Origin of the sequence: Saccharophagus degradans 2-40 (assembly GCF_000013665.1) — a bacterium.
Classification (GTDB): Bacteria; Pseudomonadota; Gammaproteobacteria; order Pseudomonadales; family Cellvibrionaceae; genus Saccharophagus; species Saccharophagus degradans.
Map to the genome: position 1 here is coordinate 1,124,899 of NC_007912.1, position 23,031 is coordinate 1,147,929.

Sequence of the window (23,031 nt, forward strand, 5' to 3'; positions counted from 1 at the left end):
TTCCATGGTTTTACTTTAAGTTTTTATTGCTTTCCATGTCAAACCACATGGCAAATAGTAAAAATTGCACACCCATAATACTAAGAAACGCAGCGAACAGTGCACTAGTATCTGCAACTGCATAGCCAAGCATTCGGGTTATAACTAAATCTAGGCCTAATAGTGCGCCGGGTATAAATAAGATGAAACCAAATAGGTAGAAAAATAGTAGGGGGTGAAAATCTCGAATTATGTATTTCTCTTTCATTCGGTATACGAATAATCTCAATAACAAAAAGGCTAAGCGAGGAATCATTCGAATGGGTTTTACTCCAGACTGTTCGCCAACATTATAAACAGGAGCTACTGGTACATCTTTAACTTTAAAGTTGTAAATATTTAGTTTGACAAGTAGGTCATTCGGTTGGCCGTAGCGCTTGTACATCTCATCCCATTGAATGGTCTTGAGGGCCTTTTTGTTTATTGCTGTGTACCCCGATTGAGAGTCTGCTATGTGCCAATAGCCTGAGGCGATCTTCGTAAGAAGTGATAGTATGGAGTTTCCAATATAGCGAACCCGCGGAATCATATTCCAAGCGTCACCAGTAAAGAGACGGTTGCCTTTGGAGTAGTCGTAACCTTCATCTACTACTGGGGCAAGTATGTCGGGAAGATCTTCAGGTGCCATTTGCGCATCGCCGGCCATAACTACGGCTACGTCAACCTCCTCTGCAGCGGCTTGTTTATAACCGCTTGCTATCGCTGCGCCAACGCCAGAATTGATTTCGTGCTCTATAAGTAAATATTTTTCAGGGGTGGCACTGGTGGAGATCCAGTTTTGAGTTACCTCTACAGTTTTGTCGAGGCTTTTGTCGTCAATAATATAAACTCTATCAACATATTCTGGCAGTGTGCTTAACACTTTAACTATTTGGCTTTCTTCATTGTAGCAGGGCACAACGATTGCTAGAGTTTGATTCTTATACATTGCTTTTCCACTTTTGCTATATGCGTTGAATTGACTTAAGCGCTTTGGCTAACGTTTCTACTTCGTAATCACTTAAGTAGGGGTGTACGGGGATACTAAATATGTTCTCGCATAGATTATAGGTGATTGGGGTGGTTTTGTGTTCTTGAGTGTTCCATATATCAAAAGACGAAAGTGGCGAGGGGTAATAAATTTGTGTTGGAATGCCTTGCTTGTTGAGGTGAGTTATGATTTCGCTTCTTTGGTTTGCTGGGGCTTTGATTGAGAATTGGGCGTAGGCGCTAGTAGCGAAACTTGGCACACTTTGCGGGGTTAGGCTAGTGCTTGAACATGCTGCAAGCAAATGATCCGCTATTTGGTTGCGGCGTTCTATTTCTCGGTCTAAATTTTGTAATTTTACAGATAAGATTGCTGCTTGCAGGCTGTCTAGACGGCTGTTGAGGCCCACGCGTACATGATTGTATTTGTGGCTTCCTTTTCCGTGTGCAGCAATAGAGCGCATTGTTGCAGCAAGCGGGGCGTCTGAGCAAAAAATGGCTCCCCCATCTCCGTAACAGCCTAAAGGTTTGGCAGGGAAAAAACTCGTAGTTGTAATTTCACACACTCCACCTATTTTTCTATTTTTATATTCTGCCCCAAGGCTTTGTGCAGCGTCAGATATAAGGGTGAGGCCGTAGCGATGCGCTACCTCTTGCAGTGGCTCATAATCTGCTGGGCTGCCAAAAATATCAACAGCTATTATGGCTCTTATATTTAAAGCGGTGGTTTCGCGGATATTAATTATTGTTTGCTCTAAATCTGCAATAGAAATATTAAATGTTTTGGGGTCTATGTCGCAAAAAACAGGCGTGGCGCCTAGTAATGCTATTGGTTCGGCTGTACCAATAAATGAAAAGTTCGTTGTGAGCACGGCGTCTCCTGCACCAATGCCAAGTGCCATTAGAGCAATTTGGATGGCGTCGGTACCATTGGCGCAGGTTATGGTGTGTTTGGCTCCACTGTACTCGCATAATTCTTCTTCAAGTTTATGCACTTGTTCACCTTGAATGAATGTTGCTGATTCAAGTGTCTGTCTAATAGCATTGTCAATACTAGTTTTTAAAAATATATATTGTGCTTGGAGGTCGACAAACTGCATTGTTTGGTTGCCTTATAGAGCTGTTTTTAATTTGCGGATTGGCATGCCGTTACTTTTATTTACTAATACGTAATCTTGATAGTATCTTCCTTCAAAGGGTAGTACCCAAAAATCACTTAATATTTTCTCAGGTAGGCCAAAGGATTTTATTTTGGCCTCTGGGAGCATAGCGTTTTTAATGTGATGCCAGTTATCTTGATAGGGTAGATATCGGTCCACCTTTAGATAAATGGGACCTTCTGTAAGTTGGTTGAAAGTTTCTTTTGCTGCCTCATCTTCGTCTTGTAGTGGTGGAATAATATAGTACGTAGGCCGAAAATAATGAGTGTCTAGTACAGTATAGTCGAGTCCATGTAAATCAAAAGATGCCTTGGACATGGTGTGATATTTTCCGTCAGAGAAAATAACTGCGATTGGACGTGCGTTGTATACGAGATGCATGCCTATAATTAAAAGAGCAGTCTGGAGGAAGCAAATGACGAAAAGGTCTTGCTTCAGCTTATCTTTTTTAGGGTTAAATATAATAAGGGTGAGCAGGGGGCCGATTACTAGGTCTACGCCAGCTATTATTTTTATCCCCTGTGATCCTCCGTCAGTAGTGAACAAAACTCCTGGGTACAAATAGAAATAAATAATGCCCGATAGTATTACAAATATCCCAGCGCTAATTGCAAGGTGAATGAAAAAGGCCGATAGTCTGGACGCTGTCATTCTTGTCTCCAACAAATAGATACTTATGTTTCGTGTTGAGTTGGTTTTCTGTTCCGCTCTTTGTGGGGGAGCGTTGAAGAGTTGTATTTTATAGACTAATAAGCTGGTGTTAGAATTCCTTCGTTTAGTATATAGCGTTCCCCTGTTTCTGGGCATAGTGCTCTATTGTTTTTAATTGCTAGTTTCAGGCCAGCTTTGCTTACCCATCCCTGCTGTCTCGCAGGGGTTCCTTGCACAAGGGCGTGGGCTGGAATGCATTTGGTTACAACCGCTCCAGCGCCGATTAAGCTGTATGCTCCAATTGTATTGCCACAGATTATTGTGGCATTGGCGCCGATGGAAGCTCCTTCTTCTATAGTGGTTGTTTTAAATTCATGTTTTCTTTCTATATTAGCTCGTGGGTTAATAACGTTTGTAAATACTGCGCTAGGGCCAATGAAGACGTTGTCGTGTATGTTTATACCTGAGTATATCGACACGTTGTTCTGTATCTTCACATGATTACCAATATGAACATTGGGCGCGATATATACATTTTGACCTAAAGTGCAGAATTCCCCTATCGAGGCTCCAGAGGATATGTGTGTCCAGTGCCAAATCTTGGTTCCTTGACCAATTTTAACGTTGTTATCTACGATTGCCGAGGGGTGTATGCTAATACTCATTGGGAGCCTTTTAGATAGGGGTGGTAGTCTCCGGAAAGTGCGGATATTTTGGCTTCTCTAATACCGTAGACTATCTCGATACACTGTCTTGCGTCTTCAAGCCCGAAGCCGTTGCCAGCCAAAATCTCTTTATAGCTGGTGGTATGTAAGTCTGTAAATCCGCCTGAGAACTCTAGTTCTTGATTATCTATTTTAATACTTCTGAAAGTTCGTTGTTCTTTATCTAGAGCTACTTTGGGGAGATCATTTGAGTCAATACTTAAGAACCACCTCACAGTTCCTTTGGCAAATTGGGTTGTTCCTGAAACTTTTGTTGGTGTTTTTAAGTATACGGCTGTTGATATGTGCTTCCCGAGGATCCAGCCTAGCATGTCAAAAAAGTGTACCCCTATGTTAGTTGCTATTCCCCCAGACTTGGAGTCGTCGCCTTTCCAAGAATGAAGATACCAATTGCCGCGAGAGGTAATATATGTAAGGTCAATGTTTAAATGTTTCTCGCTGTTGGCGTGCTTTTGGTGCAACTCCATTATTGTTGGGTGATGCCGAAGCTGCAATATATTGTATGCTTTGCGTCCAGTAGCTTGCTCAATGTCTTGTAGTCCATCTAGGTTCCATGGGTTTAAAACGAGCGGCTTTTCACAGATGGCTGCCGCTCCAGAGCGGAACGCAAAGCGAATATGGGCGTCATGAAGGTAGTTGGGGGAGCATATGCTAACGTAATCGATACTATTGCTTTTATCTTTACGTCGCATTTTTTCTATGTGTCTATCGAAGCGTTCAAATTCAGTGAAAAAGTGCGCGTCAGGGAAATAGCTATCGATAATGCCTACCGAATCGCTCGGGTCGAGGGCCGCGATAAGCTTGTTTCCTGTAGCTCTGATAGCCTCCATGTGTCTAGGGGCAATGTAGCCGGCCGCGCCCAGGAGCGCAAAGTTTAAAGGTGGAGTTTTCATAGTGGTTACTTTTGTTGGACGCTTTCGTTTAGTTTAGCAAATTTCAGTCGGGTTCTCGTTATTACCTTTGTGGTTAACGGGCTAAAACTGTATGGGAGTTACGCTTCGTTTATATGCGAGTTATTGGTTCTGTTGTTGATCACTTGCAAGCTCTTCTGCATATAAAAGTGCTTTATCGTTCCCCGAAAGACCTAGTTGATAAAGATAATCTATTGCTTTTCTAGTGGATTGGAGAGAGTAGATCTTTGCAATATAGTAGTCAATATACCAGCTTGATGAAGCCGGCAAGCGAGTCCTCTCGGAGTGCTTTAGCAGACTGTCGCTTAGTTTGTTTAGGTCGATGCTTGTACAGTTTGTTTTTTCTATTGCATGAATCACGTTATTGATAGCGTGTGAAGCTTCAATTTTAGAGTAAACGGATACAGCGTTAGTAAGCTGATTGTAGATTTGCTCTTGTGGAGGGATACCCGTTAAGCAGCTTATATACATGCTTTGTAGTAGTGCAGAAAACCTGCGTTCAGGAACAGATTCGATCAGATAGTTGAGCGTTTTCCGTGCTCGCGATACGTCTCCTTTGTTTAAGTGTAGTTGCACGAGATTGCTCAAAGCTCGACCAGATGGAGGCTCTCTGTAAGCAGAAAGTTCCAGTGCTCGTTGCGGTGAGTTCCAGTTGCTGACTCTAAGTATATCTATTGTTATAAATGCTGCGATATACACTGATAGGATGAGCGCTGGAATCTTTATACCGTATTTAAGGCCGCAGCCTAGTGTTAATAGACTTAAAGTTAAGTACACCCCAATGCTAGGGGCATAGTTTCTATGCTCAAAATACAGCTCTATTGGTAGAATTGTGCTTTCTAGTAAGTGACCTGCAAAAAAGAACAGCACCCCAAATACGGGTAGAGATGTGGACTTGAAGCGAGAAAAAAATAAGCAGGCTGTAGTTATTAATGCTATGGCGATGGTGCAAAGCAGGGTGCTTATTGGATCTGTGAGTGATTTAGATATTGTGTGATTGTCTTGGTAGATACCAATCTCTATTGAGGTGGGAAGTATTAGGTTTTGCACGTACTCAGATACAATTACAGTTTGGGTGAGTAGGCGTTCTGCTAAAGTAAATGGCTTTTCAGAGTAGTCCGGTAGTTGAGCGAATTGTAGCAAAGCTCCTGCAGCGATAATGCAAGCTGCCAAGCCTAGGAAAATGAATTTTGAACTAGGTCTAACTCTGAAAATGAGCAGTTCAATGAGAATTAGATACGTTATAGTTAATACCCCTATTTCTTTACTTTGGATTGCTAATAGGAATGCCGCAATTGATAGTAAAGCGCACATGATTCCTTTATGTGATGCTGCTTTCGATTGGAAGTACTTTCTGCTTTGAAGGTATAAGATTAGCGAGGCAAGCGAGAACAATGTGGCGAGTTGGGTCATCCTTTGAACGGCATATAAAACACTGCTTATATTCATGGGGGCTAGCAGCCACAGGCTTGATGTAATTGCCGCTATTGTGTACTTGTGCGGAGAGTAATTAGTTGCTCCTGAGATGTTCAACGAAAAGAGGAATATTAGCACCCCGCAAGCCAAGTGAATGGCTAAATTGGTTCTCTTTATATTAGCGGAATCTAATTTGGAGCTTGCGTGGATGTTTAGGTAAAAGCTTGCTTGTGAGACATATCTTCCTAGGTTATTCCCAAATTTGATATCCTGCAGTGAAATGTCTAGGCCGCTTTTGTTGTATATGCGTTCTAATTGGTACAGCTTTAGGGAGTCAAGTTGCAGTGGGCTGGATGTCCCTGGTATGTAAATTATAGCTGTTACTAAAATCGTAACAATCAAGGTTGTGATGGAGGCAATCTTTTGCATGCTTAGGATTCCGTTGTAGACCCCAGTTTACTTGCACCGCAGTTGCTCTGTTGCTTAACTATGAACCCGCAAAGATAAATCCACCGCGCTAACATGTTTGGTTAGCGCGCCAAATGAGCAAAAGTCGATATTAAGACTGGCAATTGTTTTTAAATTCTCTAAGTCCAAATTACCGGAAAGCTCGTACTGAGTGTTATGTTTGTCTAGGTTCATTGCATATTGCAGTGAATCGGCATCAAAGTTATCCAACATAACCACATCCGCCCTCGCCGCAATGGCTTCTAGCAGCTCTTCCCTTGTTTCTACCTCCACTTCCACGCGTTTGTCTGGCGCAATCTCCCGTGCCTTCTCTACTGCCGCAGTAATGCCGCCGCAAGCGGCTATATGGTTCTCTTTAATTAGGAACATATCGTAAAGGCCTATGCGGTGGTTGTGGCAGCCGCCGCAGGTTATGGCGTATTTTTGTGCGGTGCGCAGGCCGGGAATGGTTTTGCGGGTGTCTAGTATTTTAATGTTGCTGTTCGGTAGTAATTGCGCGAACTGGTGCGCTTTGGTGGCGGTGCCAGAAAGCAGCTGAATAAAGTTTAAGGCAGTGCGCTCACCGGTAAGCAGGCGGCGGGCATTGCCCCTTAGGGTGACAAGCTTGCTGCCAGCGGTTACTTGGTCGCCATCCTGTGCGTGCCACTCAATGCTGTCTAAGCCGCCAAGTTGGGCAAAAGTTTCTTCAAGCCATGCTTGGCCACATAAAGTGCAATCTTCGCGGGTGATAATCTCGGCGGTGTTGATTTGATCGCCGGGGATTAGCATGGCTGTAATGTCGCCGTCGCCTATATCTTCGGCTAGGGCTTCGCGAACGGCGCGGGTGATGTCTGCACGTATAGAGTCTAATTGTATGTTCATGGGCTTGCTTATAACTAAGATGAATTTGGCTGAAGGCCGCATAGTATAACGCACTGCCGCCTGCGGGGTACTAATTAAGGGGCAAGCGTTTTTGGCGTGAAAATCAAAATAATGCGATTTAATCACGCTTTAGTACTAGGTCTGTGATGCAATTCTCGCTGTCAGCAATATCCACTAGGAGAAAAGTATGGTTGGATTATACTCCAAGGTACAGGGTGCCAATGCGCCCACCAACTTTCGCTATTCTATGAGGAGGCGGTTCGTGCCCGAGAATACCAAGCACAAGATCTCCCCTAAAGTGGTACATTTGGAGTCTGAGAGTCACAGAATGACCAGAGCCCGCTTGGCACGCTTGCCAGCGCCAGTGCACGCTGTACACGAAAAAAGTCAGTTGCTGTTAGCTCAAAAGCTAAAGGTCTTTTTTGATCGCGCTGACGATTCTTTATTCGAAATGGCCGATAAGGCTCACTCAAACCAAGAGCAAAACCTCTTTTTTGACTCTATGCGCGAAGTGCGCGTGCAGCGTCGCGGTATTGAAAAACGTTTTACCGAAGCCTTAGAAGACGCATTTGCTGCGCTTATTGTCAGCCCTAGCGAATCCGCAGCGAGTGCCTCCGCTGATGATTTTACGGTAGACGGTTTGTCGCTAGTTGAAAACGACGACTTAGAAGAAATGGTCGCGTTAGATAACTCAATTAACCGAGCAAATGCAGAGTTTGGCGAGGCTGTACAACAAATTAGCCTTCGTTTAGATAGTTTGGTTCCGGTTAAGGTATATCAAAAGAACAACCCTGTAGGGCCAGATTTACTGTGTCAAACAATTATGACGCAGGTGAAGAAGCTGGACGTTGGCATTAAAGCCAAATTAATCCTCTTTAAGCTATTCGACAAAGTTGTTATTGCTGGGTTGGGCGAAGTATATGGTGCCATCAACCAGTTGTTGGTCGATCACAATGTTTTACCCTCTCTAAGTTCAGCTACTCGTTCAGGCCAGCGCCACGGTCGCAGGGCTTCCGATCGCGCCGGCGACGCAGGTCAGGTTCCTCAAAACGCCGCTGCCCCTTCATCAGATCAGCAAGCGCCTGCACAAGAACAGCGTCAGGCGGGAACGCCAGATCGTCGCGCTAATCCGTCTGGTCAGTTGCAGTCTCAGGTAGCCGAGTCTGCAACTCAGTCTCACCTCAGCCCAGAGGTGATTGCCGCGCTGCAAGGTTTGTTCGGCAACAATACTCAGTCCAATAGTAGCGCGGGTTTGCTCAATGTATTGTCGCTGGCGCAGCGTTTGCCTATGCCTGCTACTACGTCTGCTTCTGGTATTAATGTACGCGCGTTAATTTCTGATATACAGCAGCGTCAAGGTGGCACAGATACCCAAATAGCACGGATGGATGAGGAAGTAATCAACCTCGTTAACATGCTGTTTGAATTTATTTTAGACGATCGCAATCTCGCCAAGCCCATGAAGGCGTTAATTAGCCGTATGCAAATACCGGTTATAAAAGTTGCGCTGCTTGATAAATCCTTCTTTACCAAAGGCGGGCACGCTGCTCGTCGCCTACTCAGCGAGATGTCTAAAGCGGCATTGGGCTGGCAGGGAGATAGCGAAACCGGTAAGCGCGACCCGCTTTACCGTAAAATGGATGAAATCGTTCGCAAGTTATTAAACGAGTTTGACACTGATGTGTCACTCTTTTCAGATTTGCTTGCTGACTTCAGTTCATTTATCGAAAAAGAGAAACGACGTTCGGCTGTGTTAGAGCGCCGCACCCTTGATGCGGAAGATGGCAAAGCTAAAGCTGAAGTGGCACGCGCCACGGTAGCGCTAGAAATTGAACTGCGTACAGTTAATGAAGCCTTGCCAGAAGTTGTTTACCAGCTTATCGATAGTGTGTGGAGCAATGTACTTTTTGTTACTTCGCTAAAGCACGGTTATAAATCTGAAGCTTGGTTGGGAAGCTTAAAAACCTTGGAAGACTTGGTTTGGAGTGTGAAGATTCCAGCTACCGATGAAGAGCGTAAGCAGTTGATTCGCTTGGTGCCAGATTTATTGAAACGCTTGCGTGCAGGGTTCGATAGCATCTCGTTTAACCCGTATGAAATGTCCACTTTATTTAAATCTTTAGAGGATGTGCATTTAGCATGTATTCGTGGCGTAGAAGTTAAGCGCCGCGCACCTGCGGGTAAAGTGCAAAAAACTACTGCGGCCAAGCCTCAGGTTGCTGCACCTCAGCCAGCGCAAAACGAAGAGCCTCCAGCTAAGCCAGCACCTGTGGCCAAAACTGCTGCACCTGCACCGGTTGCTCCAAAAGTTGAAGCTCCTCAGCCGGCTGCCAAGCAAGCTGCTGCGCCAACTCAGCCCGCGGCCCCTGTAAGTGTTGCAAGCCCAGCGCCAGCGGCACCTATCGCGCCGGTAGCGCCAAATGATTTGCCTGATACCGATACCGATATGCGCCAGGTTGCCGGCTTTGTGCAAGGTGCTTGGTTCGAAATGGTGGATGACAAAAATAGTGTGGTGCGTTGTCGATTAGCAGCATTTATTAAGCCAACAGGTAAATATATATTTGTTAACCGCAATGGCATGAAAGTGGCCGAAAAAACGCAACAAGAGTTGGCGTTGGCGCTTAAGAAAAACCGCTTGCGAGCGTTGGATAACAGCGTGCTATTCGATAGAGCGCTAGAAACGGTTGTAAGTGGTATGCGTAAACCTCGTAATTAAAGCTACTAGCTTTAGTGCTATTCCGCTAATTGTCTTAGTTAAGGGGCCTTTAAATAGGCCCCTCAGTTTATTGATAAACCCCTCTATTATTTTTGCGAAGAGTTTAATCCTTCTAAATCCGCAAATTCTTAGGGTGAAAGCTCAAAAAACGTATGAATATGTCCCTATAACTTGCTCAATTCGTCCATGAATTGAGCATTTTTGATCTTTCACCCTAAGAATTTACTCGCTGAGTTACCTGAGTCTGGTTTGTCATCAGCCTGAGGGGCCTTTAAATAGGCCCCTTTAATTTCAGATTGTTCTCCCTCCAAGGTTGCCGTTATTATGGTCTGCTATTCAAAATAGAGGGCAGGTCGTGACATCCAGCATAGAGTCCCAACGCTTTAGTGTGAATGCCATTGAAGAAGGCTGGTGGCAAAAAGCACTTAAACTCCCTTCCCCAAACTTTAATGCCCGCCCGCCCGGTAGCGAAGTAAGCTTGTTGGTTATTCACAATATTAGCCTTCCGCCCGGCGGGTTTGGTGGTGGCTACGTAGAAGCGTTCTTTCTTAACAAGCTTAACCCCAGTGACCACCCTTATTTTGAAACCATTGCTGAAGTAGAAGTTTCTGCCCACTGCTTTATTGACCGCCATGGTCATGTCACTCAGTTTGTATCTTTTGACGACAGGGCTTGGCATGCAGGACGATCGGCATTTAATGGCGAGCAGGAATGTAACGACTTTGGAATAGGCATAGAGCTGGAGGGGACTGATAGCCTCGAGTACACTGTAGAGCAATACACAAGCTTGGTGGAGTTGAGTGCTGTTTTGCTCGATAAATACCCAAAACTTACTCTGGATAGAATCGTGGGTCATTGCGACATAGCGCCAGAGCGCAAAACCGACCCAGGTGAAGCATTTGACTGGCAAAACTATAAAAGCGAATTAGCTAAACGCCTGCAGGAAAGAGATTAATCATGGATTTACTCACACTTATCATAGCGATTGCCTTTGTACAGGTATGGGGTGCAGAAAACCCCTTGCATAAAGATGGCTGGTTTGTGCAATGGTGCGATGGCTTGCAGGCCCGCTTAAAAGCCAGTGCAATTCGGGAATACACTTGGTTGGTGGCAGTACTTGTGCCGGTTTTATGTGTCTGGCTACTCGCCGAAGCGGTGGGCGCCGTGTCTGCTTGGTTGTTGCTACCAATAAGTGTGGTGGTAATGCTTTACAGCTTGGGGCGGGGTGAATTTACCAATATTGTGTCTGAATACACCAAGGCCTGTTACGTTGAAGATTGGCCTTCGGCGATGGAAAGGGCGCAAAGGTTAGGGGTGCATACCGACGGAGTAGACGAAGGCGATTGGTCCGCATTGCACGAACAGGTGTTAACCGAGGCCGGTTACCGCGGTTTTGAACGCAGCTTTGTAATAATTTTTTGGTTTTTAATTACCGGCCCTGTGGTGGCTTTGCTCTACCGCTTATTATTTATTTATTGCCAGCAGCGCCCTAGCGAAGACCTACCCGCAAAGTGTTTGTGGGCAATGGAATGGCCAGTTACCCGCTTATTGGGGTTAAGTTTTGCATTTACGGGCAACTTTGTAGGGTGTTACAACCGATTAAAAGAGTGTTTGATTTGCTTCAAGCGGTCATCGCAGGAGGTTTTAACCCAGTCAATTCTTGGGGCTTTGTCAGTAGATGAAAACCTTACACAATCCTGCGAGGTTACCCGAAAAGAATTGGATTTACTGTCTAAGTTGTATAAACGTACACTGTGGTTCTGGTTGGCGAGTGCAGCATTAATCATTATTGTGGTGCACTAGCTTGTGAGTGCTTGCTTACACTGTAAGGGCTGCAGCTACACGTTATAGGTATTTTTAATTATTGGGGCGTAGGTTTTTCTTGACCCCCCTAATCAAGCGGCCTATGATGGAATTACTTATCGGCCGGCTGTATAAATATACAGCTCTCCTTGTTGTGCATGGATGCAGAACTTAGCACCTAACCCCCGAGCTGAATTCCCCTTAAGGCCGGCCGGTAAGCCCAATTTTTATTCCTTCTGCTTATAAACTTTCTACCTTGCCACCCTCTTGCTATTATCAAGTGTATAAACATTGCACAGTCATTGGTGCGTAATGGCTACTTGCTAGCTTTTGTTTGGCGCGCCTTAGCTTGGTTTTAGCTTGGTAGGCATATGATTTCTATAGCGATTTATAACTTGAAGGGTGGGGTAGGCAAAACAACGTCTGCTGTAAACCTCGCGTATTTAGCTGCAGAGGCCGGTAAAAACACCGTACTTTGGGATTGGGACCCACAGGGTGCTGCAAGTTGGTACCTTGGTGGGGATCAGTCTCGCAAAAAGGCTATCCGCATGGTGAGCAAGGGCGAAACCGTGGGGTCTATGGAGGTGATTACTCCCTATCCGAACCTATCCTTAGTGCCCGCCGATTTAAGTTTACGCAAGGCCGATACCGAGCTAGCCGGTCAAGCAGGCGCCAAGCGCTTGCTGAAAAAAATGGTAGAGCCTGTTACCAAAGAGGCTTCGGTGCTTATATTCGATTGCCCGCCAAGCTTGTCGCCAAGTGTCGAATATTTGCTAAGTGGTGTGGATTTAGTCTTGGTGCCCATGATTCCCAGCCCCCTGTCTATACGCGCTATGGAGCAGTTAATGGCGTTTTACCAAGGGGTGAAGGGTGGGCCAGCCGATATTCGCGGCTTCTTTACCATGGTGGATATGCGCAGGCGCATCCATATTCAAACACTCGGGCAGGCAAAAAAACTGCCTATTCCAATGTTAAAAAACTGGATACCGGTGGATAGCGGTGCAGAGCAAATGGGTGAGCGCCGCGCGCCCCTAACAAGTTATGATCGCAGTGGCAGGGCGGCAGTGGCCTATCAAAAAATGTGGAAGGAAATTGCTAGGCTGTGCAAAGGGCAAATCTAGCGGTCTCCGTCATTATATTGCCTTAAAGTTATGTCCCTTTGTTGCTTGCGCGGCTGCCATGCTGGCCAACATCTGGCAGGTTGCGACTTAACCAGCGCAGAATAAGCAAGCTTGGAATTACCATTAGCGTAGTTAGCACAAAAAATAGCGGCCAGTTGCCGTTTAACCAATCTACAGCTTGCCCACTAAAAGATGACAGTGTGGTGCGTCCTAAATTACCTATCGATACCAAAAGTGCATACTGAGTTGCTGAGAAGTTGTGGTTACACAGCAGGGCTATAAAACTGGCAAAGGCGACGGTAGACCAGGCCTGTGCAAACCCATCTAAGATAATCGTGGCTACATACAGCGGAATCTCCGGGCCTGCGAGTGCTATCCAAGCAAACATAAGGTTGGTAAGCGCCATTGCGCAGCCGCTTACCACCAGCCCCCGAATAAGCCCGAAGTGAGCATTCACTATACCGCCAGCTAGTGAGCATACTATTGTGACAATCCACGTTAGCATCTTCGAGTAGTTGGCTATATCGGTGTTACTAAAGCCGACCTCTTTATAAAACACAATCGACATGCGCCCTAGAAACGCCTCACCAACCTTAAACAGCAGAATAAAACTAAAAATAGCGCAGGCTACTTGCAGCCCGTTGCGCATCACGAAGTCTCGCAGAGGTGCAGCTAAAGAGAGCAATAGCCAGGCTAAGGGCTTGTCTAGCGCACTAGGTTGAAGTTGCTGGGTTGCCCCCTTATCCAGCGCCGCCACTTTAATGCCTGCAGTAGTAATTAGGGTGACAATTACGCATACGGATAGCCAAATGTAACGGGGGGAGTCCGTAATAGAGGCTGGCAGGCCTGGGCTACCAGCCACTGTCCAAGCTATGGCAAGGAAGGGCAGTAGTAAATAGGCGGTTAGTTGCAGCTTATTGCTCTGGTTACAGTGGCTCACTTTTTTTAAGTAGCCGCTATAGAGTTCCTGCTGATTGGCGTTGCCAGAGTATTGGGGCTTGGGGCCGAACATGGCAATTGCGCATACCGCCGCACACATTGCCGCCAGCAGTAAAAATAGCTCAGGCCAGCTCCAGTTTAAATCCGACAGCATAAGCGGGATATAGCCCAACCCCGCGTAGCCTGTCCACCAGCCTGCGGTGGCGGCGCCGGCTGCAGCAGATATGTATTCACGTTCTTGTGGCGCAAAGCTATCTACGCGGTAGGCGTCTATGGCTATATCTTGTGTCGCGGAAGCCATAGCGACCATCAAACCAAACAATACCAGTTGTTTGGCATTGCTGGCGGGGTCGCATAGGCTCATTAAAACACAGCTGCCAACAAGCACTAACTGGCAGGCGAGTAACCAGCTTTTGCGCTGCCCAAGCTTTTGTAGCGCGGGTATTTTTAATTGATCAACAAGCGGTGACCATAAAAAGTTTGCCGCATAGGCGGTAAAAATAAGCCCTGCAAAGCCTATTTCAGACCGGCTGATGCCCGCTTCTTTTAGCCACAGGGTGAGTGACGAGCCAATGATTACCCAGGGTAATCCACTGGCTATACCTAGTACAAAAATACTGGCCACACGCCGGTTTGCGTAAAGTAGTAGGGTGTCTGAGAAGGTGCGATTATGCATAAGTGGCGAGGGCTCGTGAGTGGCTGCGCACTAATTAATAAAGTTAGATTTGTCGATGCGACCGTTAATAAATACTATGCCTTCGGCTTCAAGACGCCGCCTTTGCCGCACATGGCATTCAGACCCTTCTGGGAACGAAAGCTCACGCTTGCTGTTGACCACTCTATGCCAAGGTAATTGCGTATTAGGGGGCAGCTGCTTTAAAGTGGTGCCCACATAACGGCCCGCGTTCGCTAGTCCTGCGCGGCGGCCAAGTTCGCCATAGCTTACTACTTTACCCTGTGGGATTTGAGCGAGTGCAATGTAAATTGCGTCTTTTGACATTCGTATTTCTGGGTAAGGTTTATACTGTTTTAGCTAAGTAGCTACATATTGGCTACTATATTTGTATTCAATCAAGGTACTGTTTTTAATGGGTTTCACCATACCACGTTACACTTCTAATTATAAAACTGCTTCCCCTTTGAAAAAATTATTTATTCGAATAGGTGTTTTAGGCACATTGCTTATGGCAGCCAATACTTGGGCTGGCCAGTTAACCCTAGTGAATGGCGACACCATTAAAGGCGAAATCTCGTCGATCAACGAAACACAGGTTATTTGGCAGTCTGACTTGCTGGGTGAGCTTCGCATAGCCAAAACCAACGTGAAGAATATGAAAAGCTCTATGGCGTTAAAGTTACGCGGCGAGCGAGAGCCGTGCTATTGGGCTGACTTAGAGGATGACCTCGCGCAATTTGCCTGCGATGACGGCTCGTTAACCGACATTCCATTTTTGGCCATCGAAGAAATTGTGCGCTTCGAAGGCTACCGCGATACCTTACACCAATATGCGGGTAAGTTGACGATCGTGGGCTCGCAGGCCACTGGTAACAAGCAGCAGCAAGATTGGGTGATCGACACAGATGTAACCATGCGGCACGCTGACTTTCGCCATGAAGTGGGTTTGAAGTACGAGCAAGAGTCGGTGAGCCTTGGGCCGCTACTGCACGAAGCTGAAGCGCAATACTCGCTAGATTGGTTTTTCAAGCCACAATGGTTCTGGTTTGCAGATTTAAGCGCGCTAATGGACGAGACCAAAAATATCGAGCAAAAAGCCACGTTAGGCTCTGGGGTGGGTTACCAGTTTTGGGAGCGCCAGCGCAGCGCGCTATCTATCGAGCTGGGTGCTCAGTATGCCGACGAAAAGTTTGATGCCAGTATTGTTGAGCAAGACACTCGGCAAACGGGTTCTTGGCGAATTTCAACCAATTACCGCTATCAGTTCCCTCTCTCCATTGCGCTTTACCATAAGAATAAATTCCTGCAATCGTTGGATAATGGCCAGCAGTGGGAAATAGATTCAGAAACGGGCTTGCGCATGCCCATTGGTAAAAGTGTTTCTGCCGACATTAAATACGAATACGACTACGATAACCTGCCGCCAGAGGGCACAGTAAAGGAAGATTCCATGCTGCGTTTTGGTTTGGGCTACGCCTGGTAGCGCGCAGCAGTTGCAGGGGCATTGCAAACAGCAATATCGCCCCCATCTAACACCTACAGTTAATTAATTCATACCATTTGGCCTAGGGGTTGCCTAGGCTAGGAAGACATTTTGCGTATTTTGTTTTTGCTTTTTATCGTGGTGCCCATTATCGAAATAATGGTGCTTATTCAGGCCAGTAAAATCATTGGTGGCTGGGGTACCGTTGGGCTTATTTTACTCACCGCGATGGTAGGTATGGCGTTGCTGCGCCGCCAAGGTGTTGCCACATTGATGCGAGCTCGTCAGCGGATGAATGAGGGCGCAATACCCGCCACAGAGATGGTTGAGGGGATATTTTTAGCTGTGGGGGGCGCCTTGTTGCTCACCCCTGGCTTTGTGACCGACGCGATTGGCTTTTGTTGTCTTATTCCTGGTGTTCGCAAAGCGTTGATCGGTGGCGTGTTGGCGCGGGCGGTGAATATTCAAACGTTTAGTCGCGCTCAGCACACAAGTAAGCAATCAGATACGTTCAACGGTCCGCAGGGTAACCCTCGTGGCTCGCAATCTGACGTGATTGACGGTGAGTTTCGTCGAGAAGACGATTAAATTCCTATAAAAATTATTCATCTAGGTGTTGAAATCCAAATTTCCATACCCATCTTGGTGAGCACAAGCTTTTAATGTGGTTGCCCCGCTTGTCGGGTTGGCCGCAAACATAAACCAGTTTCCCGGTATTCGGGATCATTCAGTGTGATAAACGCTAATTGGAGAAGAAAGTCGATGAAAATTCGTCCTTTACATGATCGTGTTGTGGTTCGCCGCAAAGAAGAAGAGGCTACTACTGCATCTGGTATTGTTTTACCTGGTTCTGCTAAAGAAAAGCCAAACCAAGGTGAAGTAATTGCCATCGGTTCTGGCCGAGTGTTGGATAGTGGTGATGTGCGTCCATTGGACGTAAAAGTGGGTGACGTTGTGGTATTCGGCAAGTACGCCGGTAGCGACACTATCGAAGTAGATGGTGAAGAGCTGGTAATTCTTAGCGAATCCGACATTAAAGCGATTGTGGAATAAGCCGCATTTCCGCCCCTAAACATCATTTGTTAAACGTCTTTTAAGGAGCCTTAATCATGGCGAAAATTGTAAAGTTTGGTGACGAAGCCCGTCAAAAAATGTTGGCTGGTGTAAATGTCTTGGCCGACGCTGTAAAAACTACCTTAGGCCCTAAAGGTCGCAACGTAGTATTAGATAAGTCTTTTGGTGCACCGACTGTAACTAAAGATGGTGTATCTGTTGCGAAAGAAATCGAATTAGAAGATAAATTCGAAAATATGGGCGCACAAATGGTTAAAGAAGTAGCCTCTAAAGCGTCTGACGATGCTGGTGACGGTACTACTACTGCAACCGTATTGGCTCAAGCCATTGTTAACGAAGGCCTAAAGTCCGTTGCTGCTGGCATGAACCCAATGGATTTAAAGCGCGGTATCGACAAAGCTGTTAACGCTGCTGTTGCTCACATCAAATCTATCGCGCAACCATGTGAAGATGGCAAGTCAATCGCTCAGGTTGGTACTATCTCTGCAAACAGCGATTCTCACGTTGGCGACATCATTGCAGAAGCAATGGCCAAAGTGGGTAAAGAAGGCGTTATTACTGTAGAAGAAGGTAGCGGCTTAGAGAACGAATTGGACGTAGTAGAAGGTATGCAGTTTGACCGCGGTTACCTTTCTCCTTACTTCATCAACAACCAAGAAAGCATGAGCGTTGAAATTGAACAGCCATACATTCTGCTTGTTGATAAAAAAATCTCTAACATTCGCGAATTGTTACCAGTATTAGAAGCTGTTGCTAAGTCTGGCAAGCCATTGGTTATTGTTGCTGAAGACGTAGAAGGCGAAGCATTAGCTACTTTGGTTGTAAACAACATGCGCGGTATTGTTAAAGTGACTGCGTGTAAAGCACCTGGTTTTGGCGACCGTCGCAAAGCGATGTTGCAAGATATTGCAATCTTAACTGGTGGTACCGTAATTTCTGAAGAAGTGGGCTTAGATCTAGAAAGCGCTACTTTGGAGCACTTAGGTTCTGCTAAGCGTGTAACCATGACCAAAGAAAACAGCACTATCGTTGATGGCGCAGGCGTTGCTGCAGATATCGAATCTCGTGTTGCTCAAATTCGCGCGCAAATCGAAGAAACTTCTTCTGATTACGATCGTGAAAAACTTCAAGAGCGTGTTGCTAAGCTTGCTGGCGGTGTTGCCGTTATTAAAGTTGGCGCCATGACCGAAGTTGAAATGAAAGAGAAAAAAGCACGCGTAGAAGATGCGTTACACGCAACACGCGCTGCGGTTGAAGAGGGTGTTGTACCTGGAGGCGGTACTGCGCTTATCCGTGCAGCAGCGGCAATTGCCGACCTTAAAGGCGACAACGAAGACCAGAACGCTGGTATTGGTATTGCTATCCGTGCTCTTGAAGCGCCATTGCGTCAAATCGTTTCTAACGCTGGCGGCGAAGCGTCTGTTGTTGCAGATAAAGTTAAAAACGGCGAAGGCAACTTCGGCTTTAACGCGGCATCTGGCGAATACGGCGATATGCTTGAGTTTGGTATTCTTGACCCAGCTAAAGTTTCGCGCACTGCCATTCAAGCTGCAGGCTCAATTGCCGGCTTGATGATCACCACCGAAGCAATGATTGCTGACAAGCCTTCTGAAGGCGGCGCTGCTGCACCAGACATGGGTGGCATGGGTGGAATGGGCGGCATGGGCGGCATGATGTAAGCCAGCCTTTCCGCTGTTTGTGCTAACGTTTAGTTAGTTAAAAAGAGCGGCTATTAGCCGCTCTTTTTTTTGTGTTTTAATCGAATGCGCGCATTTAATTTGTTATTTTTAAAATCAGCATTCGAATAATAGGTCTATACCGGTGTATTATTTACGGCTTGTACACCTCTTTGTCACTCATTAATGTAAAAGGAAACCGACATGGCTTTTGAACTTCCTGCATTGCCTTATGCAAAAGACGCTCTAGCTCCACACATTTCCGAAGAAACTTTAGAGTTTCACTACGGCAAACATCATCAAACCTACGTAGATAAGCTAAACGGTTTGGTGCCAGGCTCAGAATTTGAAGGCAAAACCTTAGAAGAAATTATCAAAACTTCTTCTGGTGGTGTATTTAATAACGCTGCACAAATTTGGAACCACACCTTTTACTGGAACTGCTTAAGCCCTAACGGCGGCGGCGAAGCGACTGGCGCAGTTGGTGAAGCAATTGTTGCTGCTTTTGGTTCTTTCGAAAAGTTTAAAGAAGAGTTCACTAACTCTGCAATTAACAACTTTGGTTCTGCATGGACGTGGTTGGTGAAAAAAGCAGATGGCACTGTTGCTATTGTAAACACCTCTAACGCCGCTACGCCATTAACTGATAGCAGTGTTACGCCACTGTTGACTGTTGATGTTTGGGAGCACGCTTACTACATCGATTACCGCAACAGCCGTCCTAACTACTTAGGTGCGTTCTGGAAATTGGTTAACTGGGACTTTGCTAACCAAAACTTCGCATAAGTCGATATCGCTATTAAAGCAATCAACGGCACAAAAACCCGCCTTTGCCCTGTGCATGGCGGGTTTTTTTATGGCTATTGCTTTAAAAGCGCGGGCTGTGCTGGTATAAACGTTGGGCAATAACTGGCGCCAAAAGACACTGAGTCCAATTTGTGCGTACATAAAAATATAAGGGGTGAAAAATGGAAACTATGGCGATTGTCGATTTCCTATTTAGATGGGCACACGTACTTTTCGGTGTAACTTGGATAGGTATGCTGTACTACTTTAACTTTGTGCAGGCTGAGTATTTTAAACAAGCGGAACCTGCAGCGCTGGCTGATGCCAAAGCAAAACTGGCCCCGCGCGCATTGTGGTGGTTTCGCTGGGGGGCAATGTTCACTTTTATTACGGGTGTATTGCTGTATGGCGGTGTACATCACAATAGCGCTCTGAATGATTACATCATTTTGGGTGCAACTATGGGCACCCTTATGTTTCTGAATGTATGGCTTATTATCTGGCCTGCTCAGAAGGTTGTTTTAGGTTTAGCCGAAGGTGATGCAAGTGTGGCTGCGCCAAAAGCAGCGTTAGCTTCTCGCACCAACACGCTCTTTTCTGCCCCCATGTTGTTTTGTATGTTGGGCTCGCCACACCTTGGTTACAGTGCAGATCATCTTGTAGCCGTAAATGGCGGTGGGTTAGGTTTGTGGTTGGCTATTGGTTTGATTGGCTTACTGCAGCTTAACGGTATGTTTGGTAAAGCTGGGCCTATCGCTACCATTCGTGGTGTTATTCACATGAGTTTAGCGCTAGCTGCAGTATGCTTCTGTCTTATTCTATTTCTTTAACAGCGTAGGTAAGTATGACTAACGATAGAAAAGAACCCACTATGTCTGCCATTCGACCAGAGCAGGATGAAATTTCTGCGCGGCAGCGCCAGCAGCCAACCGCAGGCAGAAAGCCAGCCGTTGGTACGCCTGTCTCGTCGCGTCCGGTAGTGGTTAAATCTAAACTGGCACCGTTTGCTTTACTGCTAGCAATAACCGCATTGGGGCTAGCTGGGTTTGTCTATTGGCAGTTTATGCTTACCCAGCAAAGCCTAAAATTGGCCGAAGAGCGCATAGTCGACTTAGAAGGCCAGTTGGCTCTCACTGGTGATGAATCCAATGCGTCCATGGCCGCTATGCAAGCTAAGCTTAAGTGGGCGGATTCAGAAATTAGAAAGCTTTGGGGCGTATCTTACGATACTAACCGCAAAAAAATTGAAGCCAGCGAAAGCGCTATTGAAGCCCTAGAAAAGAAAACCGGCGGCATACAGGGTAAAGTGGATAAGGCTTTAAAGGCATCCTCAACAGAGCTAAAAGTATTAAGCGATGTAGTGGATGCTCAGCAGGCCGCGTTTGCCAGCGTAGATAAGCAACAAGGTAACCTGCAAACGCAAATGCAGGCACTTATTGATCGGTTGAATTTGATGGAATCTGAGCAAAAGCAAACTGCCAAGCGCACCAAGTCGAACGAGCAAGCTATAGAAGCGATTGACGCCTTTCGTGTAAGTGTTAACCGCGATTTGCTGCAATTAAAAAGTGGTGGCACATCAACAACGCCGTAACCGCCCGTTAGTTCTACCCCGCCCTATAATAGGGCGGGTATCCTTCGAACACCCCTTTCCCACAAAGTTTTACCTATAAAACCTCGCAAAGCCTGCAGAAAGTGATTTGTGCGTGTAAAATATTGGCACGCCGAAATTAATTGGATGAGAAAATGACTACAGTAATTCGCCAAGAAGACATCATCGCCAGTGTCGAAGATGCGCTTCAATTTATATCCTACTATCACCCCAAAGATTTTATTGATGCGGTTTACGAAGCGTATCAAAAAGAAGAAAGCCCAGCCGCAAAAGATGCGATGGCTCAAATTCTTATCAACTCCCGCATGTGTGCCGAAGGCCACCGCCCAATTTGCCAAGATACCGGTATCGTAACTGCATTTGTTAACGTGGGTATGGATGTACGCGTAGAAGGCGATATGAGCTTTGACGATATTATTAATGAAGGTGTGCGCCGCGGTTACGGTTTAGCATCAAACGTTTTACGTGCGTCTATTTTGGATGATCCAGACGGTGCGCGTAAAAACACCGGCGACAACACGCCTGCGGTAATCCACTACAAAATGGTGCCAGGCAACACTATTGATATTCACGTCGCTGCTAAAGGTGGTGGCTCTGAGGCTAAGTCTAAATTTGCCATGCTCAACCCATCCGACTCCGTTGTAGATTGGGTGTTAAAAATGGTGCCTACAATGGGCGCTGGCTGGTGCCCGCCGGGTATGTTGGGTATAGGTATTGGCGGTACTGCCGAAAAAGCCATGCTGTTGGCGAAAGAGTCTTTGCTAGACCCCATCGATATTCAAGATTTACGCGAGCGTGGCGCATCTAACCGTGCTGAAGAGTTGCGTTTAGAGCTTGTGGACAAAGTTAACGCGTTGGGCATTGGCGCTCAAGGCTTGGGTGGTTTAACAACGGTATTAGATATTAAAGTTAAAGACTACCCGTCACACGCGGCAAACAAAGCTGTAGCCATCATTCCAAACTGCGCAGCAACGCGCCATGCGCACTTTGTGCTAGATGGTTCTGGCCCTGCTTTGCAAACGCCCCCAAGCTTAGACGATTGGCCGGAAGTAACATGGGAGGTGGGCGACAGCGTGCGCCGTGTAAACCTCGACGAAGTTAAAAAAGACGACCTACTCGATTGGAAGCCCGGCGAAACAGTCTTACTTTCCGGTAAGTTGCTTACAGGCCGCGATGCCGCCCATAAGCGCTTGGTGGATATGATCAACAAAGGCGAACCCATGCCGGTTGATTTTACTAACCGCTTTATCTACTACGTTGGCCCTGTAGACCCTGTTGGCGATGAGGTTGTTGGCCCTGCTGGCCCAACAACAGCTACACGCATGGATAAGTTTACGGCAACCGTGTTGGAAAAAACCGGTCTTATCGGCATGGTGGGTAAAGCCGAGCGCGGCCCAGCAGGTATAGAGGCTATTCGCAATAACAAAGCGGTATACCTTATGGCCGTAGGTGGCGCTGCTTACCTTGTATCTAAGGCGATTGTAGCTTCTAAGGTATTGGCGTTCGAAGATTTGGGAATGGAAGCCATTTACGAGTTCGAAGTAAAAGATATGCCTGTAACTGTGGCCGTCGATACCAATGGTGAAGCTGTGCACGAGACTGGCCCTAAAATTTGGAAGGCTAAAATTGAAGAGCAAGCTTTAAGTATCAAATAGTTTTCTAATTCCACGAATGCGGCTTGATTGGTCAGGCCGCTTTTCCCTCTCTGGCTGTAAGCAGCTCTATCTCCTGTTATATCCCTTTAAATACCCCCATTTTAAAACACTCGTTTAGGGGTAGTGGCTTGTCGCTTAGACTAGTTTTTTGACCGAAAACCCCTTAAAGCCCCACTTTTGAGCAATTATTTAGCGCACTCTCGTCTGTTTTGGCGTCTTCCTACTATAACTTTTCAATAATAAACCAGTGTTTTAATCACAAATTGTCATATCGCTAATTGGTATTCCATAATGTG

General features: G+C 46.2%; 21 protein-coding genes. 12 read left to right on the forward strand and 9 right to left on the reverse strand.

Going from position 1 to position 23,031, the window contains the following annotated elements; translation table 11 throughout:
- Nucleotides 1-10 precede the first annotated feature (10 nt).
- The 7 genes from SDE_RS04575 to nadC form a co-directional block, all read right to left on the reverse strand.
- Complete coding sequence (locus SDE_RS04575; protein WP_011467351.1) at nt 11-967, reverse strand: glycosyltransferase family 2 protein; 957 nt, start codon at nt 965-967, stop codon at nt 11-13.
- A gap of 16 nt (nt 968-983) precedes the next feature.
- Entirely contained in the window at nt 984-2,105 is a 1,122-nt protein-coding gene (locus SDE_RS04580; RefSeq protein WP_011467352.1) for a DegT/DnrJ/EryC1/StrS family aminotransferase, read from the reverse strand.
- Between the two features lie 12 nt (nt 2,106-2,117).
- The gene (locus tag SDE_RS04585) at nt 2,118-2,816 is read right to left on the reverse strand and encodes a hypothetical protein (protein WP_011467353.1); all 699 of its coding nucleotides are present in this window, start codon (nt 2,814-2,816) and stop codon (nt 2,118-2,120) included.
- Between the two features lie 95 nt (nt 2,817-2,911).
- Nucleotides 2,912-3,481 carry an acyltransferase gene (locus SDE_RS04590; protein WP_011467354.1) on the reverse strand — a complete coding sequence of 190 codons (570 nt, stop codon included), beginning with the start codon at nt 3,479-3,481 and terminating at the stop codon, nt 2,912-2,914.
- A complete protein-coding gene (locus tag SDE_RS04595; protein ID WP_011467355.1) occupies nt 3,478-4,434 on the reverse strand; it encodes a Gfo/Idh/MocA family oxidoreductase in 957 nt (318 codons plus the stop codon). Before SDE_RS04595 ends, SDE_RS04590 begins: the two co-directional genes overlap by 4 nt.
- Before the next feature lie 120 nt (nt 4,435-4,554).
- Nucleotides 4,555-6,297: a hypothetical protein gene (locus SDE_RS04600; protein ID WP_011467356.1), complete on the reverse strand. Its 1,743-nt coding sequence runs from the start codon at nt 6,295-6,297 to the stop codon at nt 4,555-4,557.
- 54 nt (nt 6,298-6,351) lie between these two features.
- Nucleotides 6,352-7,197, reverse strand: a complete 846-nt coding sequence (gene nadC / locus SDE_RS04605; RefSeq protein ID WP_041325263.1) for a carboxylating nicotinate-nucleotide diphosphorylase — start codon at nt 7,195-7,197, stop codon at nt 6,352-6,354.
- Between the two features lie 328 nt (nt 7,198-7,525).
- On the opposite strand from nadC, the gene SDE_RS04610 reads away from it, so the two are divergent.
- The 4 genes from SDE_RS04610 (at nt 7,526) to SDE_RS04625 (ending at nt 12,837) form a co-directional block, all read left to right on the forward strand.
- On the forward strand, nt 7,526-9,913 hold the full coding sequence (locus SDE_RS04610; protein ID WP_143710847.1) for a DUF1631 domain-containing protein: 2,388 nt from the start codon (nt 7,526-7,528) through the stop codon (nt 9,911-9,913).
- A gap of 355 nt (nt 9,914-10,268) precedes the next feature.
- On the forward strand, nt 10,269-10,868 hold the full coding sequence (gene ampD, locus SDE_RS04615; protein ID WP_011467359.1) for a 1,6-anhydro-N-acetylmuramyl-L-alanine amidase AmpD: 600 nt from the start codon (nt 10,269-10,271) through the stop codon (nt 10,866-10,868).
- A 2-nt stretch (nt 10,869-10,870) separates the two neighbouring features.
- Entirely contained in the window at nt 10,871-11,716 is an 846-nt protein-coding gene (locus SDE_RS04620; RefSeq protein ID WP_011467360.1) for a histidine kinase, read from the forward strand.
- Between the two features lie 371 nt (nt 11,717-12,087).
- Complete coding sequence (locus SDE_RS04625; protein ID WP_011467361.1) at nt 12,088-12,837, forward strand: ParA family protein; 750 nt, start codon at nt 12,088-12,090, stop codon at nt 12,835-12,837.
- A gap of 28 nt (nt 12,838-12,865) precedes the next feature.
- On the opposite strand, the gene SDE_RS04630 is transcribed toward SDE_RS04625, so the two are convergent.
- Together SDE_RS04630 and SDE_RS04635 are read right to left on the reverse strand one after the other, a co-directional pair.
- Nucleotides 12,866-14,452 carry an AmpG family muropeptide MFS transporter gene (locus SDE_RS04630; protein WP_011467362.1) on the reverse strand — a complete coding sequence of 529 codons (1,587 nt, stop codon included), beginning with the start codon at nt 14,450-14,452 and terminating at the stop codon, nt 12,866-12,868.
- Between the two features lie 30 nt (nt 14,453-14,482).
- Nucleotides 14,483-14,776, reverse strand: coding sequence for an MGMT family protein (locus tag SDE_RS04635; RefSeq protein WP_011467363.1), 294 nt, complete (start codon nt 14,774-14,776; stop codon nt 14,483-14,485).
- 184 nt (nt 14,777-14,960) lie between these two features.
- Between SDE_RS04635 and SDE_RS04640 the strand changes: the two genes are divergently transcribed.
- From SDE_RS04640 to SDE_RS04675, 8 genes are all read left to right on the forward strand, one after another.
- Nucleotides 14,961-15,935, forward strand: coding sequence for a DUF481 domain-containing protein (locus SDE_RS04640; protein WP_158303855.1), 975 nt, complete (start codon nt 14,961-14,963; stop codon nt 15,933-15,935).
- A 111-nt stretch (nt 15,936-16,046) separates the two neighbouring features.
- Complete coding sequence (locus SDE_RS04645; protein WP_011467365.1) at nt 16,047-16,523, forward strand: FxsA family protein; 477 nt, start codon at nt 16,047-16,049, stop codon at nt 16,521-16,523.
- 174 nt (nt 16,524-16,697) lie between these two features.
- Complete coding sequence (locus tag SDE_RS04650) at nt 16,698-16,988, forward strand: co-chaperone GroES (RefSeq protein ID WP_011467366.1); 291 nt, start codon at nt 16,698-16,700, stop codon at nt 16,986-16,988.
- A gap of 53 nt (nt 16,989-17,041) precedes the next feature.
- Complete coding sequence (gene groL / locus SDE_RS04655; RefSeq protein WP_041324233.1) at nt 17,042-18,688, forward strand: chaperonin GroEL; 1,647 nt, start codon at nt 17,042-17,044, stop codon at nt 18,686-18,688.
- A gap of 201 nt (nt 18,689-18,889) precedes the next feature.
- Nucleotides 18,890-19,471, forward strand: coding sequence for a superoxide dismutase [Fe] (gene sodB / locus SDE_RS04660; protein ID WP_011467368.1), 582 nt, complete (start codon nt 18,890-18,892; stop codon nt 19,469-19,471).
- 182 nt (nt 19,472-19,653) lie between these two features.
- A complete protein-coding gene (locus tag SDE_RS04665) occupies nt 19,654-20,301 on the forward strand; it encodes a urate hydroxylase PuuD (protein WP_041324236.1) in 648 nt (215 codons plus the stop codon).
- Nucleotides 20,302-20,315: 14 nt separating this feature from the next.
- On the forward strand, nt 20,316-21,062 hold the full coding sequence (locus tag SDE_RS04670) for a hypothetical protein (RefSeq protein WP_011467370.1): 747 nt from the start codon (nt 20,316-20,318) through the stop codon (nt 21,060-21,062).
- Nucleotides 21,063-21,214: 152 nt separating this feature from the next.
- Nucleotides 21,215-22,735: a fumarate hydratase gene (locus SDE_RS04675; RefSeq protein ID WP_011467371.1), complete on the forward strand. Its 1,521-nt coding sequence runs from the start codon at nt 21,215-21,217 to the stop codon at nt 22,733-22,735.
- Nucleotides 22,736-23,031: the final 296 nt, after the last annotated feature.